Source organism: Thermococcus sp., assembly GCF_027012695.1.
GTDB lineage: Archaea > Methanobacteriota_B > Thermococci > Thermococcales > Thermococcaceae > Thermococcus.
Genome location: NZ_JALUYR010000047.1, coordinates 15,373 through 28,234 on the forward strand (window position 1 = coordinate 15,373; position 12,862 = coordinate 28,234).

The 12,862-nt window shown below is 55.4% G+C and carries 17 protein-coding genes; 4 read left to right on the forward strand and 13 right to left on the reverse strand.

The window, feature by feature from the left end; genetic code table 11:
• Nucleotides 1-13 precede the first annotated feature (13 nt).
• Both MV985_RS02970 and MV985_RS02975 read right to left on the reverse strand, forming a co-directional pair.
• Nucleotides 14-703, reverse strand: coding sequence for a TraB/GumN family protein (locus tag MV985_RS02970; RefSeq protein ID WP_297461377.1), 690 nt, complete (start codon nucleotides 701-703; stop codon nucleotides 14-16).
• The gene (locus MV985_RS02975) at nucleotides 700-1,644 is read right to left on the reverse strand and encodes a ribonuclease Z (RefSeq protein ID WP_297461380.1); all 945 of its coding nucleotides are present in this window, start codon (nucleotides 1,642-1,644) and stop codon (nucleotides 700-702) included. Before MV985_RS02975 ends, MV985_RS02970 begins: the two co-directional genes overlap by 4 nt.
• 82 nt (nucleotides 1,645-1,726) lie before the next feature.
• Between MV985_RS02975 and MV985_RS02980 the strand changes: the two genes are divergently transcribed.
• Entirely contained in the window at nucleotides 1,727-2,686 is a 960-nt protein-coding gene (locus tag MV985_RS02980; protein ID WP_297461383.1) for a tetratricopeptide repeat protein, read from the forward strand.
• Here MV985_RS02980 and MV985_RS02985 read toward each other — a convergent pair.
• Nucleotides 2,683-3,585 carry a cation diffusion facilitator family transporter gene (locus MV985_RS02985; RefSeq protein ID WP_297461386.1) on the reverse strand — a complete coding sequence of 301 codons (903 nt, stop codon included), beginning with the start codon at nucleotides 3,583-3,585 and terminating at the stop codon, nucleotides 2,683-2,685. The genes MV985_RS02980 and MV985_RS02985 overlap by 4 nt on opposite strands.
• 66 nt (nucleotides 3,586-3,651) lie before the next feature.
• Nucleotides 3,652-3,987: a NifB/NifX family molybdenum-iron cluster-binding protein gene (locus MV985_RS02990; protein ID WP_297461391.1), complete on the reverse strand. Its 336-nt coding sequence runs from the start codon at nucleotides 3,985-3,987 to the stop codon at nucleotides 3,652-3,654.
• 75 nt (nucleotides 3,988-4,062) lie between these two features.
• Here MV985_RS02990 and tdt point away from each other — a divergent pair, with 75 nt between their 5' ends.
• Both tdt and MV985_RS03000 read left to right on the forward strand, forming a co-directional pair.
• On the forward strand, nucleotides 4,063-5,064 hold the full coding sequence (tdt, locus tag MV985_RS02995) for a tellurite-resistance/dicarboxylate transporter (RefSeq protein ID WP_297461402.1): 1,002 nt from the start codon (nucleotides 4,063-4,065) through the stop codon (nucleotides 5,062-5,064).
• A gap of 64 nt (nucleotides 5,065-5,128) precedes the next feature.
• Entirely contained in the window at nucleotides 5,129-5,542 is a 414-nt protein-coding gene (locus MV985_RS03000; protein ID WP_297461416.1) for an OsmC family protein, read from the forward strand.
• Nucleotides 5,543-5,748: 206 nt separating this feature from the next.
• Here the strand turns inward: MV985_RS03000 and MV985_RS03005 are convergent, their stop codons facing one another.
• Genes MV985_RS03005 through MV985_RS03020 form a run of 4 tightly spaced genes read right to left on the reverse strand, consistent with a single transcriptional unit; the run spans nucleotide 5,749 to nucleotide 7,228 of the window.
• The gene (locus MV985_RS03005; RefSeq protein WP_297461428.1) at nucleotides 5,749-6,576 is read right to left on the reverse strand and encodes a bile acid:sodium symporter; all 828 of its coding nucleotides are present in this window, start codon (nucleotides 6,574-6,576) and stop codon (nucleotides 5,749-5,751) included.
• Entirely contained in the window at nucleotides 6,573-6,806 is a 234-nt protein-coding gene (locus MV985_RS03010; protein ID WP_297461445.1) for a universal stress protein, read from the reverse strand. Before MV985_RS03010 ends, MV985_RS03005 begins: the two co-directional genes overlap by 4 nt.
• Complete coding sequence (locus tag MV985_RS03015; protein ID WP_297461460.1) at nucleotides 6,803-7,072, reverse strand: hypothetical protein; 270 nt, start codon at nucleotides 7,070-7,072, stop codon at nucleotides 6,803-6,805. The genes MV985_RS03010 and MV985_RS03015 overlap by 4 nt, the downstream gene beginning before the upstream one ends.
• A gap of 36 nt (nucleotides 7,073-7,108) precedes the next feature.
• Nucleotides 7,109-7,228 carry a hypothetical protein gene (locus tag MV985_RS03020; RefSeq protein WP_297461471.1) on the reverse strand — a complete coding sequence of 40 codons (120 nt, stop codon included), beginning with the start codon at nucleotides 7,226-7,228 and terminating at the stop codon, nucleotides 7,109-7,111.
• A gap of 158 nt (nucleotides 7,229-7,386) precedes the next feature.
• Here MV985_RS03020 and MV985_RS03025 point away from each other — a divergent pair, with 158 nt between their 5' ends.
• Complete coding sequence (locus tag MV985_RS03025) at nucleotides 7,387-7,821, forward strand: ferredoxin family protein (RefSeq protein WP_297461474.1); 435 nt, start codon at nucleotides 7,387-7,389, stop codon at nucleotides 7,819-7,821.
• Nucleotides 7,822-7,823: 2 nt separating this feature from the next.
• Here MV985_RS03025 and MV985_RS03030 read toward each other — a convergent pair whose 3' ends face one another.
• The 5 genes from MV985_RS03030 to aor all read right to left on the reverse strand — a co-directional run bounded on the left by MV985_RS03030 (nucleotide 7,824) and on the right by aor (nucleotide 12,831).
• The gene (locus tag MV985_RS03030; protein ID WP_297461817.1) at nucleotides 7,824-8,558 is read right to left on the reverse strand and encodes a sulfite exporter TauE/SafE family protein; all 735 of its coding nucleotides are present in this window, start codon (nucleotides 8,556-8,558) and stop codon (nucleotides 7,824-7,826) included.
• 106 nt (nucleotides 8,559-8,664) lie between these two features.
• A complete protein-coding gene (locus tag MV985_RS03035; RefSeq protein WP_297461477.1) occupies nucleotides 8,665-9,141 on the reverse strand; it encodes an ArsR family transcriptional regulator in 477 nt (158 codons plus the stop codon).
• Between the two features lie 65 nt (nucleotides 9,142-9,206).
• Nucleotides 9,207-9,551 carry a hypothetical protein gene (locus MV985_RS03040; RefSeq protein ID WP_297461480.1) on the reverse strand — a complete coding sequence of 115 codons (345 nt, stop codon included), beginning with the start codon at nucleotides 9,549-9,551 and terminating at the stop codon, nucleotides 9,207-9,209.
• A 205-nt stretch (nucleotides 9,552-9,756) separates the two neighbouring features.
• Complete coding sequence (locus tag MV985_RS03045; RefSeq protein ID WP_297461482.1) at nucleotides 9,757-10,935, reverse strand: tungsten cofactor oxidoreductase radical SAM maturase; 1,179 nt, start codon at nucleotides 10,933-10,935, stop codon at nucleotides 9,757-9,759.
• Nucleotides 10,936-11,007: 72 nt separating this feature from the next.
• Nucleotides 11,008-12,831 carry an aldehyde ferredoxin oxidoreductase gene (gene aor, locus MV985_RS03050; RefSeq protein ID WP_297461820.1) on the reverse strand — a complete coding sequence of 608 codons (1,824 nt, stop codon included), beginning with the start codon at nucleotides 12,829-12,831 and terminating at the stop codon, nucleotides 11,008-11,010.
• Nucleotides 12,832-12,862: the final 31 nt, after the last annotated feature.

Consider the following 12,862-nt stretch of genomic DNA (forward strand, 5'->3'; position numbering starts at 1 on the left):
TAAGTTGGCGGCATCAAATATAAACGTAACGACCGGTTCCCGTCTTCCAGCGGTCGAGGAGGTGTTCTATGCCCTGCTTGTGGCCCAGGCCGACTATCGCTACCACCCGGGGTTTCCTCACCCCCGCAGCCCGCAGACTGTCCACGATTGAGATCAGGTTTCGGGCCATGATCTCGTTTCTCTCCTCGACCAGAACGCGGTAAAGGTAGGGGTAGCGCCGCCTGAAGGCCGCCATCATGAACCTGTACTCCTCCAACGGATCCGGCATTTCATCGCCGGGTTTCACTGGCAGGAAGACCGCGAGGGACTCCAGGGCCATGAGGAGCTTTTCCCTCCCCGGAGCGGCCGCTATCTTCCCAATGATAACGTCTATGTTCTCGTCGATGAGGAAGAGGGGAATCCCGAAGCGCCTGGCCACCTCCACTGCCGCCCGCATATCCCCGCCGGGCCTCATCCCAAACTCCTCCCCGAGTCTCTCCTCGAGCTTCGCTAGGGCGTAGTTTATCAGTCCCCCCTTTCCGAGGCGAATGGCATCCCCGAGGGTCGCCTTCCTTTCGCCTTCCATTGCCAGGAACCTCGCCCTATCAAGCTCCACAGCTATGGCGTTGGGCCTTTCCTTGAGTATCGTTCTGACGACATCCTCCCTGCTTCTCGGGGAAACGTGCATCGTGCCTATAACCCTGACGTAGCGCAGATAGCTCATCCTCTCTCCTCCAGGAGGTTCCTCAGCTCCCAGGAGCCGGATTTGAAGGTTACCACGTCGAAGTCCCCTGGAATGATAAAGTTAACGCCGAGGACCTCGCATATCCTCGCCGCTTCCCTTGCGTATTCCTCGTAGGTGTAGCGGAAGGCCCTGTGGAAGAGCGCGAGGAGCTTTGCCCTGGCCTTTTTCGCTGTCTCACAGGCATCCTCAACGGTGGAGTGGTAGCCCTCTCCCCTGTCCTCAGGGCTGAGGTACGTCGCCTCATGGATCAGCAGGTCGGCCCTCTCGGCGAAGAGCCTCACCCTCTCCGTCGGTGCTGTGTCGCCTGTGTAAACCACCTTCAGCCCCTTCCTCCGCGGCCCGGTGACGTCTTCGAGGCGGATTATCCTGCCGTTCCACTCGATTTTGCCTTCCCTCTCAATCTTCCCGAGTATCGGCCCCTCGCTCAGGCCGTACTCCCTCAGCTTCTCGGGCAGGAACTTTCCGCGCTTGTCCCTCTCCTTGAAGACGTAGCCGAGGGCTGGAACACCGTGCTCAACCCTGAAGGACCAGATTTCGTAGTCACCGAACTTTAATCGGGTCTCACCGAGCTCATGGACGTGGATGTCGAAGCCCGGCCTAAAGAATCCACTGTTCAAGAGGTTCTCAACGAACCGGAAGGTGTACTTCGGCCCGTAGACGTGGAGCGGCTTTTCCCGGTTCCAGAGGTTCATCGTCTGGATTAACGCGGCCAGTCCGAGGTAGTGGTCGCCGTGAAAGTGGGTTACGAATATTTTATCGACCTTCATCGGGCTGAGCTTCGCCGTGTTCATCTGACGTATGGTCCCCTCTCCCGTATCAAAGAGAATTATCTCTCCCCTGTACCTGAGCGCTATCGCCGGGACGTTCCTCTCCTTAGTGGGCATTATCCCACCGGTTCCGAGGAAGAACAACTCGAGCATGGTCTGAGTTGGAAGCCGGGTTTAAAAACCCGTCCCTAAAGCGTTAAATACCCCGGCGCGGTAAGGGGGGTGAGGTGTTGTTATGGAGGAAATACTGAAGGCCATCGAGGAGAAGGACTGCAAACGGGTCGCGAAGCTCCTCTACACCAAGGTCGATCAGCTCGATGATGATGAGCTCAAGGAGGTTCTCGAGAAGGCGGAAAAGCTGGCCCTCGAGTGCGAGGATTACGAGCTCTACAAGATAGTCGTCTACTACTTCCACGAGCTTCTGGGTATTAACAAAGTTCCCGAGTTCGAGAAGCTTGCCGAAGAAAAGGACACCTTCGAGGTAAAGTACCACCTCGCCGACCTCTACTACCTTATAGGTGAGCTCGAAAAGAGCCTCGAGCTCTACCGGGCGCTCCTCGAGGAGGAGGCTGCCAAGGGACACCTCGAGCACGTGGGGAAGATCTACTACGCAATGGCCATGATATACGAGGAGCTCCAGGAGTACGACAAGGCCCTTGAGCTGATGAAAAAGGCAGAGGAGGCCTTCGAGAGCCTTGGCAACGAGGAAGAGCTCCTTAGGGTCAGGATCCACAGGGCCTACGTGATGTTTGAGGCGGGTCACCCCTACGAGGCGAAGGCGATGCTCGCCGGACTTCTGCCCAAGGTTCTTGACAAGAAGGACCTCCACGTGGAGGTACACCTCAGTTTTGAGGAGATATTCGAGGACGACGAGAACTACGATGCCGCCCTTCAGGAGTGCCTCTACGCCATGATCCACGCGAAGGGTACTGACTACGAGGATATAGCCTTCGGTTCGCTGATGGACGTCCTGTGGCAGCTCTTCCTTGATGACGAGTTCGAGACGGTTTATCTCAACATCGATATGTTCGCGGAGGCGTTCCCCGACATGAGGAACTTCTTCGAAGCGGTCAAGGCAATAGCCCTGTACAAGGACGGCAAGATGGATGCGGAAGAGGTCAGCAAGTACCTGGAGAAGGTAACGGACGAGAGGCAGATCGAACTCCTGGAGCTCCTGGGTGAGGCGGAGCTCTAGTTCCCCTCCCCCTTCTTATCCCGACAGATGACGTCTTTGTCCGGGCACCGATTTGCCTCCAGCTGCACGGTAACATGGCCGATTCCGCGTTTGCCGAGGACGGCCGCGACCCGGTCAATTATGGACTGGGCTTCGCTTATAGGCATGTCGTCAACTTCCACATGGCACTCGAAGTGAACCTCCTTTTCCCCTATGCGCCAGACGTGGAAGTGGTGGGCGTTTTTAACGCCGGGGATGGATTCTATTTCGGCCTTTATCTCCTCAAGGTCAAGCTCTGGAGAGGCCTCCATCAAAACCTCAACGCTCTCCCTCAGTATCTCGTAGCCCTCCCTCAAAATGTAGAGCGAGATGAGAACCGTTATGAGGGAGTCAATCCACCCGATGCCCCACCGGATTATCAAAAGCCCGCCAACAACGACCGCCACCGAGGAGAGGGTGTCGCTCATGAGATGGAGGTAAGCGGAGCGGACGTTCATGCTCTCGTGTGCATGACCGTGGAGGAGAAAAACCGAGAGGAGGTTCGCCAGGAGCCCAATCATGGCAACCGCCAGCATCAGCGGGCCGTCTATTGGTTCAGGGTTTTTGAAGCGCCTGTAGGCCTCAACCAGGAGGAAGAGCGAAACACCAACGAGAACGGCGGAGTTTATGAAAGCCACGAGGATTTCAGCTCGCTTGTATCCGAAGGTGTACTTCTCGTTGGCCTTTCGCTCACCGATTTTTATCGCGAAGTAGCTCGCGAGTAAGCTCATCGAATCGCTGAAGTTGTGGAGGGAGTCGCTTAGCAAAGCCAAGCTCCCCGAGAGGATTCCGCCGATTACCTCTGCAATCGTGATGACCAGATTGAGAACTATCGAGAAGGCCATCCTGCCCTTAAGCTCGCCGTGGTGATGATGTCCCATTCTTCACCCACCGATTTCAGGTGAAGCGAGGAACTTAAAAAGATTTTGAGCGTTAAAATTAGCATCTCAACGAAGCCCCTTCAACGCATCCCCAACCTTAATGGCATCATCAACGATGACCATCTTAACTCCAGCGGAATCTAGGATCATCTTGCCCTTCGGGCAGTCCGTCCTTGATATTATGGCGTTAACGCCGAGGTTGACCAGGAAGAGGGCAACTTTTGAACCCGCGCCGTAAGGCTCCCGCCTGTAGGGGTTCTCGATAACCTTGACCCCATTAACTTTCCCGTCCTCAAGCTCGACCAGGGTGAAGGTTGGGGCCCTCACCGGGCTCTCGTGAACCTCGTCATCGAGACCACCCTTTGATGTAGGAATCGCGACCAGCATGGTTACCCATTCCAAAGGGGGGGAACAACCTTTTAACTCCTCGCCCGGCTCCATATAACGTATGGAAAAGATTTCAGGTGAGGTGAGGGTATGGAGCGAATCAGGAACTTCAACCCCGCGGCTTTCGCGAGTGTTATGGGGACCGGAGCAGTAGCGATAGCGACGTACAGGTACTCGGGCTACTGGGATCCCCTCAGGGGGCTCGGGATAGGACTCACCTACCTCAACGCGGCACTGTACTTTATGCTCCTCGTTCCCTGGCTGCTCAGGTGGATTCTTTATCGAAAGGACGCACTCGAGGACCTGAGGCACCCCTCCCGGGGGCACTTCTACGGGACGAGCGGCGCCGCTACCATCGTTCTCGCGGCCCAGTTTCTCTTCGTTCTCGGAAAAGAAACCATCGCATGGTACCTCTGGCTCTGGGGGGCCGCTTTGACGATTCTCTTCGCCTTCTGGATGTCCTACGAGGTCTTCATAGCCGGAGAGGTAGACCTGAGGCACCTCTCGCCGGCGTGGTACATACCGCCGGTGGCTCTGATAATCCTCCCCTTCGGCGCGGCCTTTATGAAGGCCACAACGGGATACACGAAGGAACTCGTTACGGTAATCAACTACATGGGGTGGGGAGCCGGATTCTTCCTCTATCTGGCCCTCTACGCCGTCGTCACGCTCCGCTTCATCAGGCACGAACTCATGCCGCCCCAGATGGCCCCGCTGATATGGATGAACCTCGGTCCGATAGGGGCTGGGATTACAGCGCTCTTCGCGCTCCTCAATAACTCTCCAATGCCTGGTAAGGAGCCGCTCTTCGTATTCGCGTTCTTCCTCTGGGGACTCGGCTTCTGGTGGCTGGTGATGGCGGCCGCGATGACGCTCCACTACATCAGGAACATCAGCCTGCCCTACAGCAGCTCCTGGTGGGCGTTCATCTTCCCGCTAGGAGCGTTCACCAACGCTACAAGGGACATAGGGGCGGTCTTCGGCCTCAAAATACTCGATCTCTTCGGCTTTATGCTCCTATGGGTTCTCCTGGCGATGTGGCTGATTGTCGTCCTCAAGACGGCCGTTCTTCGGAAGGATACGCGCGCCTGATCCTTTCGTTCTTTCCTCCGGGAAACTCTTTAAACCCGTGAAATCACCCCCATCCGGTGATAATATGGAGCGGCTCGAGTACATTGTCGAGCTTGAGTGGGACGGCAACGTTGGGAGCTTCGCAAGGGTCAGGGAGTTTGCCTTTACCATCGATACCAACACAGATGGTGGTTATAAAGGGCCGAATCCAACGGAGTACCTCCTTTCGGCCATAGGCGGCTGTCTGACCGTCAACTGGGGAAGACTCATCAAGAAGATGCACCTCAACGTCGAGGAGATGAGCATCGAAGTCAGGGGCTGGAGAAACCTCAAGGAGCCCCAGCTCCAGGAGATAACCTACCGCGTGAGGATTGTGACGGATGCACCGGAGAAAAAGATACTCCGCATCAAAGAACTGTCCGAGAAGTACGGGACGGTCTTCAACACGGTCGGAAAGGAGAAGATAAATGGGGAAATCGAGATAGTCCACCCGGAGTGATGTCTGCTCAGGCGGGAACGCCGCCTTCTTCTTTCAGGGCCCTGCACTTCCAGAGGGTCGCTCTTTTCTTCAACGCCTTGACGTAGCCGACCAGGAAGGTATCTGGACGATTGGGGTTATCGCGGGCGCTATGGCCATAAGGTCGATTCCAGCGGCGAGGGCTATTGCCATGGCCGTTCCCTCGTTCTTTCCAACGGAGGTGAAGATTATATAGCCATATGGCCCCTGTAGGGTATTCCAACTGCCCTGTCCACGAAGGTCATGAAGAGGAGGGCGATGGTGTAGTAGAGGACCAGCAGGATTAAAGCTACTCCCACGATGCCTGGCTTGCTGGCTATGAGCTTCGCCTTCTCCATGAAGATGAGGAAGACGATGGTGTACATGCCGAGGAGCGAGATTGCTGGAAAGGCCGGCTTGATCCTGAGGAAGCCCTCCGGGCCGAGCTTGCCCATGAGGTAGGCCCTGGTTAGAACTCCAAGTATCATCGGCGTTATGACGACGATGAGGATGGTCTTGACGAGGAGCCAGACCGGGATCGCTACATGGTAGCTCGATGCAAAGACCTTGAGCCACGCCGGAACGGTGACGATAGCTAAAGTGAAGCTCAAAGCCACGACGATGGTCGCAAGCTCGATGTTGCCCTTGGTGAAGCCCGTGTAGGCTATGCTCATCGAGGAGCACGGGACGACTACCGCCAGGAGGAGTCCGAGGGCGAGCATGCGGTTAACCGGGTGGAAAAGCTCGGTCAGCCATATCGCGCCGTACATGATGAGCGGGGAGATCACAAGGCCCATCGTGAGGGCTATAGTTAACTGTTTCCCGAGCTTGGCGCTGTTCTTAAGCTCGCCGAGGCGGAGGTTTATCATCATCGGGTAGATCATGCTGATGACGACGGGCATGTTGAGAGCCTTGAGCGTTTCGTGGTAGGGCTTGCGGTTGGCGTGCGTTCCAACGTAGAAACCTGCCAACATCGCCAGCGTAACGTAAACCGGAATGTATTTTTCGAGGTGGTTCTTAAACTTCAGCCAGTTCATTCCTCATCGCCACACCTGCACTTTGGCTTTATGATCAGAACGGGGCGGTAAGTCTTCTTCAGCACGCGCATTGCGGTTGAGCCGATGAGTTCCTTGGAAAAGCCAAGCTTCCCGTGGGTCGGGAGGATTATGAGCGAAACGTCCTCCTCTGCAACTTTAACTATCTCCTCCCACGGAAAGCCGAAGCGGACGACGGGCTTGACTTTGTCCGTTCTGAAAGTCTTCTTCACATCCTCGACCTTCGCCTGAGCCTCTCCATGACCTTCTCTTCAAGCTTCTTCTTTACCGCCTCAAGCTCAGGCTCCTCGGGTTCGTAGAGGAGCGAGTAGCCGTTTATGAGGTTCTCCATTGTCCCTTCGTCGATGACGTGGAGGAGAATAACCTCTTCCCCAGGGACTTCGTTTGTCCTTATGTTATCACGAGTAGCCCTATCGGCCATCTCCCCGGTGTAGAACTTCGGCTTCTGCCCTTCGAGGGAGATGTCGACCACCTCCATAGCCTTTCTCGCGAGCGGGTCTATTTCTTTGGCCGGTTAGGTTCCGGCGCTCATGGCCCTAAAGCGCGGGCCGTCGTTGAAGCGGTTGAAGAAGGTCTCCGCCATCTGGCTTCTAGCGGAGTTCTTGACGCAGACGAAGAGGATGAGCTTTTCCATCGTCTCTCACCATGGAATGCTCGAGAAAGCTTTTAAAAATCCCTCCCCTCGCCACGGAGTCTCGTTGTGGCAGGTCTGTCCAGAACCAACGGTTGAAAACAGAAACATATGAAAAATAATTTAAATGAGATGCTTTAGCTGTAATTGGGGTGAGTGAGATGCCCAACGTTGAAGCTCCCATCATCGGGAAGGACGCCCTTGGGAGACCGGTTAAGGACCTGAGTGTTATTCCGTGGTGGGGCGTTGATAGGAAGGAGATAGAGTGGTATCCCAAGATAAACTACGACGTCTGCGCCGGCTGTGGAATCTGCTTCGTCACCTGCGGGAGGCGCGTTTTCGACTGGGACGTCGAGAGGAGCGCGCCCATAGTTGCGAGGCCCTACAACTGTATGGTCGGCTGCAACACCTGCGCCATGCTCTGCCCCTGCAACGCCATAGAGTTTCCGCCGAAGGAGTACCTCAGGAAGTGGGTGGCGAGGGCGAAGGTTACGAAGAAGGCCTTTGAGATAGTCGACAGTATAATGCCCAAAAACCACATGAGCGATGGGGAGATAACCTCAACGCCGGAGCAGGACCCGCCGAAGAAAGGATAGGCTTAAAGAACGTTCAGAAGCGTCTTGAAGGCGATGGCGTAGATTATCAGCCCTATGACCTTCTTTACCCCCTCGGAGCTCATTTTGAAGTGCATGAGATGCGTCCCGATCCAGCCGCCGGCTATAGCAGGAATCGAAACCCAGAGAAGAAGCATCCAGTCGAGGGTCCCCATACCCCAGTAGGTTAGAAAACCGCTAAGCGAGGAGAAGAAAACAACGAGGGCCGTCGTTGAGGCGACCTTCTTCGGTTCGTAGCCGAGAACTATCAGGGCAGGGCTTATTATCCCACCGCCGCCCACTCCGAGGAGACCGCCGAGGAAACCCGCTATTCCCCCGATTATAGAGCCTTCAACGATGTGGTTGCCAGTATTTGGGTGCCTCCGCGGCTTGAAGAATATCATGACCGTTCCGGAGTAGAGCAGAAAGCCCACGAAAACCCACAAAACGTAAACCTTGGGGATGAACTTACCGGCGTAAGCACCAACCGGGGCCATGGCCGTGGCAACGAGCAGGATTGGAAGGCCGAAGCGGTGGTCGAGCTTGCCGTGTTTGAGGTTCTTGAGCGTTGCCGAGAGCATGGAGAGGGTGTTTATGAAGAGGCCGGTTGGCTTCGCCGTCATCAGCGGAATTCCGAGCCAGCCCATAGTTGGAACTATCGCTATCGCGCTCCCGACACCACCTATCGAGAACACGACGCTGAGGATGAACGCTATTAGGGCCAGCTCCGGGTAGTTCATCACTCCTTCACCCCATTCGTGGACGGTTGGGTGAAGGGAATGTCATTTAAAAAGATTTTGATACGTTAGAGATGCCGATAAAAGTTGTAAAGAAAAGACTCGAGGATCAGCCAGTTCCGATACACTCGCTTTCCTGCTCCTCCAGTTCGATTATCCTCCTGAGGACACACTCAAGAACGGAGAGGTCTTTGAGAATGTCCTCGAATCTGGCCCGGGCCTCCTCCGAGTCGGTCCTTTCTGCGAGTTGACTGACTATGTCCTTCAGCGGCCTGACCTCCCTCTCCAGTATGTCCCTGGGCTGCTGGAGGAACTTCTCGAGGAAGGCCGGAACGGCGGAAAAGTATTTTGTCTTGCCCTCCTTGCGGTAGGTTACCAGGTAGTCCCGGGTGAGACGGGAGAGGGAGACGGAGACCGAGGACCTGCTGAGGTTGGTTGCTTCCGCCAGCTCGGATATTGTTAGGGGTCTGTCGCTGAGGAGGAGATGGCCGTATATCCTGCCGTCGGTATGGGTATAACCCCACCTGCTCAGGAGTTGGGCAACGATCTCGACGAATTGCCTGGAGTCCCTCTTCGATGACGCCATTAAACCATCCCCGGGAGCGTGCCTTAAAAACTAAAAGAAAGGGGGGGCTTAAAAAAGTTTTGAATTCACGCCGTCGTTCTTTTGGAGGTTCCGGGGGAGGAGACTTCACCGGTGGCTATCATGACGCCGCCGATCAGTGCGATCCAAGCGCCGAGTGTCCAGAAGCCACCGTCAAAGGGCATCGTTATCAGGGCAAGAATTGCGATTGTCCATCCGACGAGGCTCCTGTTGCTCTTGTAGTAGTAGGCAAGGATCATTATCGTCAGGCTAATTATTATCTCGATCCAACCGACGGTGCTGACGCTTCCGTAGTGCCAGCCGTAGAATGTCTTGTTTGCCAGTACCAGTATGCCGTCCGTCAGTATCAGGAGGGCACCAGTATCAGGAGGGCACCCAGGATGGCGGTCCACATTCCGCTCTTTGCGGAGACCATTTTCTCACCTCCCGAAGGTTCGTCAATGGTATCTCCTCACGGGATTATCTAAATTTTACGGATTATTTTGATATATCAAAAATAATTAACATATTTTTCACATCAGCCGATACCGGCATCATGGGTAGGCCAGGCTGGAACCCGCAAAAGAAAAACTCCAGAATAAAGGAATAAGTTCAGGGTCAGTAGAACTTTCCAAAGTTGTACTGAGGTATGGGACACTGGACTATTCTCCTGGACCAGAGGCAGTCGGCGCAGCTTGGCTCGTTGCCCCAGCAGTCTATATCGGTTGTCTTGACAAAGTCGCAGGCGTTCACGAGTTCGCAGTCGGTACAGGAGGGGTACATATAGTTCTTCATGGTAAAGCGGAACCAGGTGTACTTCTCGCTCGTCCAGATGTCGGCGAGGCTCTTCTCTCTCACGTTGCCAAAGGAGTAGGCGTTGACCTTCTTCTTCCTGCCGAAGATATATTCGTAATAGCTGTGGAGGAAGCGGTAGCAGGGCGCAACTTCCCCGTCCCATCTGACGACGGCAACGTTGTTCTCATCAAAGTCGCAGGCCCTTTCGGTCTTCAGTTCGAACTTGGGGAGTTTTATGTAGAGGCCATTGTGAGCTATCTTGTAGAGCTCGTCAAGAATGGGCTTCATGTCAACGCTTCCGTCGTAGACTATGTCCTTCGTCTGCTCCTCAGTAAGCGGTAGGAGGTTTGAGACGAGCATCGAATCAACACCGAGGTCGAGAAGGAAGCGCGCCATGTCAGGCAGCTGTGTGTAGTTCTCCTTCGTGACAACTACTTCAACGCCTATGCTCGGCCTGTGCGTCCCGTACTCCTCACGGTACTTTACCAGCTTTCTTATTTTATCGGCCGTTACGGCGGCTGCTATGTGCCCCAGGGTTATGGCGTTTTGGGCGGTCGGAACAGAGTCCATCGAGAAGTACATGAGGTCAACGCCGAGCTTCGCGAACTCGCGGAGCATCTCATCCGTAAGGAGGGTTCCATTGCTGCTTATCCCGAGGGCAAAGCCCCTCCTCTTTACCTCGCGCACCATGTCCATAAAGCGGGGGTGGACGGTTGGCTCACCGATGCCGCCGAAGTATATCATCCTCAGCTCGGGAAACTCCTCGGCGTCGTCGAGGATCTTGAGGAACAGCTCCCAGTCCATATCCCCCTCGGTATCTTCCCAGTACTGCTTGAAGCACATCTCACACTTCAGGTTGCAGCGGCTGGTGACCTCGATGTAAAGGTACTTCATATCGAGTTTTGGCTTCACTATAACCTTTCCGTCCCAGAGGGTGAAAGTGTACTCCCTGTCCAGTTCCCTGGCCTTTCTTGAGCCCGAAAGCGAGAACGAATGCCCCATGATCTCACCTTAATCCCCGTCTTTGGCCAGCGCCGATAAAAAACTTGCTGGGCAAAAATGGGTAGAAAAGGATCAGGCGAATTCCTTAAGACCGAGTTCTTCCAGCTTCTCATCCTTGATTGCCCTTCCATCCTCCGTCCAGCCGCGCATCCTGTAGTATCTCGGCAGCATCTCCTTCAGGCGAACAACGTGGCCCTTGTTTGGTCCCTCGGGCATGGGCTCCTCGAGGAATCTCTTCGGCAGGGTATCGTCCCTCTCCGGAACGAGTCCGGCTTTGAGGTTAAACAGACGCTCGGCGTTCCAGATGCGCTCGCCTATCTTGAGATAATCTTCCGTGCTGAAGTCCCAGCCCAGAGCTGCGTTGAGCATGTCGCGGAAGTCGTCTCCTCCGAGGCCGAAGGTCGTAAACAGACAGAGACCGGCCGCATCTATGACCGCGCTGAGATCCTGGAAGAGGATGAGCATCTTTATCTTCTCGTCGCTTATGTCGTGCGGATCCATCTTGTACGGATAGCCGAGTATCTCCGGGCTTATCATATAGTTCTTGATGTGACAGCCGCCACGGTTGTTGGTGGCGTAGCCGAGACCGTGGCCTTCGGCACCACGCGGATCATAAGCCGGAAGCTCGAGCTTCTTGACGCTCATTGAGTACTCCGGGTGGCCGTACATCTCGGCGAAGCGATAGCTTCCCTCGGCGAGCTTGTCACCTATGCCCTTCCTGTAGGCTATCTTCTCGATGTAGTAGTGGAGAACCTCGGTGTTGCCCCACCTGAAGGGCGGCGCCTCCTCGCCGAGATCCTCATCCTTGAGGTAGCCCTTCTCGTAGAGCTCCATCGCGGCGGCCAAAGTTCCGCCGGTTGAGATGGTGTCGAGGCCGAACTCGTCGCACTGGTGGTTGGCCTCGATTATGCTCGCGAGGTCGTTTATGCCGAGGTCGGCTCCGAGCGCCCAGATGCTCTCGTACTCCGGCCCCTCGGTGACTCCGACCGTGGTCAGCTTGTTGACCCTTCCACAGCCTATCGGACAGGCATAGCAGGGCTGGTTCCTTATGAGGTATTTTGCCGTCATGGCTTCGCCGCTCTGCTCCTCTGCGTACTCGAAAACGCCGGTCTGGAAGTTTCTCGTCGGGTAGAGGCCGTTCTGGTTGATTATGTTAACGAGAACCGCGGTTCCGTAGTTGGGCAGACCTCCTCCTGCCACCGGGTCGTTCTTGAGCTTGTTTATCTTCTCCCTCACCGTGAGCATGAACTTCTGTCTGTCCGCTATGGGAACGCGCTTGGTTCCTTCAACGGCTATCGCCTTGAGGTTCTTACTTCCCATAACGGCACCAACCCCAGCCCTCCCGGCGGCGCGGTGACCGTCGTTGACTATGGCAGCAAACTTGACGAGGTTCTCACCTGCCGGCCCAATGCTCGTTATGTGGAGCTTTTTGCTTCCGATCTCTTTCTTGATGGTCTCCTCGGTTTCGCTCACGAGCTTGCCCCAGAGGTGGCCCGCGTCGCGGATCTCAACGTTGTCGTCCTTGATGTAGATGTAGACGGGGCTTTCGGCCTTTCCTTCGACTATTATCCCATCCCAGCCCGCGAACTTCAGCTCTGCACCAAAGTAGCCACCTGAGTTTGACATCGTTATGAAGCCCGTCTGCGGGCTCTTGGTAATCACGTTGTACCTGCCGCCTGTTGGGGCACTCGTCCCACTCAGTGGACCGGGGGTTATTATGAGCAGGTTCTCAGGCCCGAGGGGATCCGCCGTGGGATCCATGTCCCTGAGGAGGAAGTATATCCCAAGTCCCCTGCTGCCGAGCCACTTCTTGGCCAGTTCCTCGTCGTATTCCTCAACCTTTACCTCTCCGGTGGAGAGGTTCACGCGCAGAAATCTACCCCAGTTGCCATACATGGACATCGCCAGTGAATGATGCACAGTAGCG

Excerpts from the sequence above, each read along its gene's own strand:
- MV985_RS03030 (WP_297461817.1), bottom strand. The coding sequence starts at position 8,558 with ATGAACTACCCGGAGCTGGCCCTAATAGCGTTCATCCTCAGCGTCGTG.
- MV985_RS02980 (WP_297461383.1), top strand. The coding sequence starts at position 1,727 with ATGGAGGAAATACTGAAGGCCATCGAGGAGAAGGACTGCAAACGGGTC.
- MV985_RS02970 (WP_297461377.1), bottom strand. The coding sequence starts at position 703 with ATGAGCTATCTGCGCTACGTCAGGGTTATAGGCACGATGCACGTTTCC.
- MV985_RS03020 (WP_297461471.1), bottom strand. The coding sequence starts at position 7,228 with ATGGAAAAGCTCATCCTCTTCGTCTGCGTCAAGAACTCCGCTAGAAGC.
- aor (WP_297461820.1), bottom strand. The coding sequence starts at position 12,831 with ATGTATGGCAACTGGGGTAGATTTCTGCGCGTGAACCTCTCCACCGGA.
- MV985_RS03000 (WP_297461416.1), top strand. The coding sequence starts at position 5,129 with ATGGAGCGGCTCGAGTACATTGTCGAGCTTGAGTGGGACGGCAACGTT.
- MV985_RS03025 (WP_297461474.1), top strand. The coding sequence starts at position 7,387 with ATGCCCAACGTTGAAGCTCCCATCATCGGGAAGGACGCCCTTGGGAGA.
- MV985_RS03035 (WP_297461477.1), bottom strand. The coding sequence starts at position 9,141 with ATGGCGTCATCGAAGAGGGACTCCAGGCAATTCGTCGAGATCGTTGCC.
- MV985_RS02985 (WP_297461386.1), bottom strand. The coding sequence starts at position 3,585 with ATGGGACATCATCACCACGGCGAGCTTAAGGGCAGGATGGCCTTCTCG.
- MV985_RS03005 (WP_297461428.1), bottom strand. The coding sequence starts at position 6,576 with ATGAACTGGCTGAAGTTTAAGAACCACCTCGAAAAATACATTCCGGTT.
- MV985_RS03045 (WP_297461482.1), bottom strand. The coding sequence starts at position 10,935 with ATGGGGCATTCGTTCTCGCTTTCGGGCTCAAGAAAGGCCAGGGAACTG.
- MV985_RS03015 (WP_297461460.1), bottom strand. The coding sequence starts at position 7,072 with ATGGAGGTGGTCGACATCTCCCTCGAAGGGCAGAAGCCGAAGTTCTAC.
- tdt (WP_297461402.1), top strand. The coding sequence starts at position 4,063 with ATGGAGCGAATCAGGAACTTCAACCCCGCGGCTTTCGCGAGTGTTATG.
- MV985_RS02975 (WP_297461380.1), bottom strand. The coding sequence starts at position 1,644 with ATGCTCGAGTTGTTCTTCCTCGGAACCGGTGGGATAATGCCCACTAAG.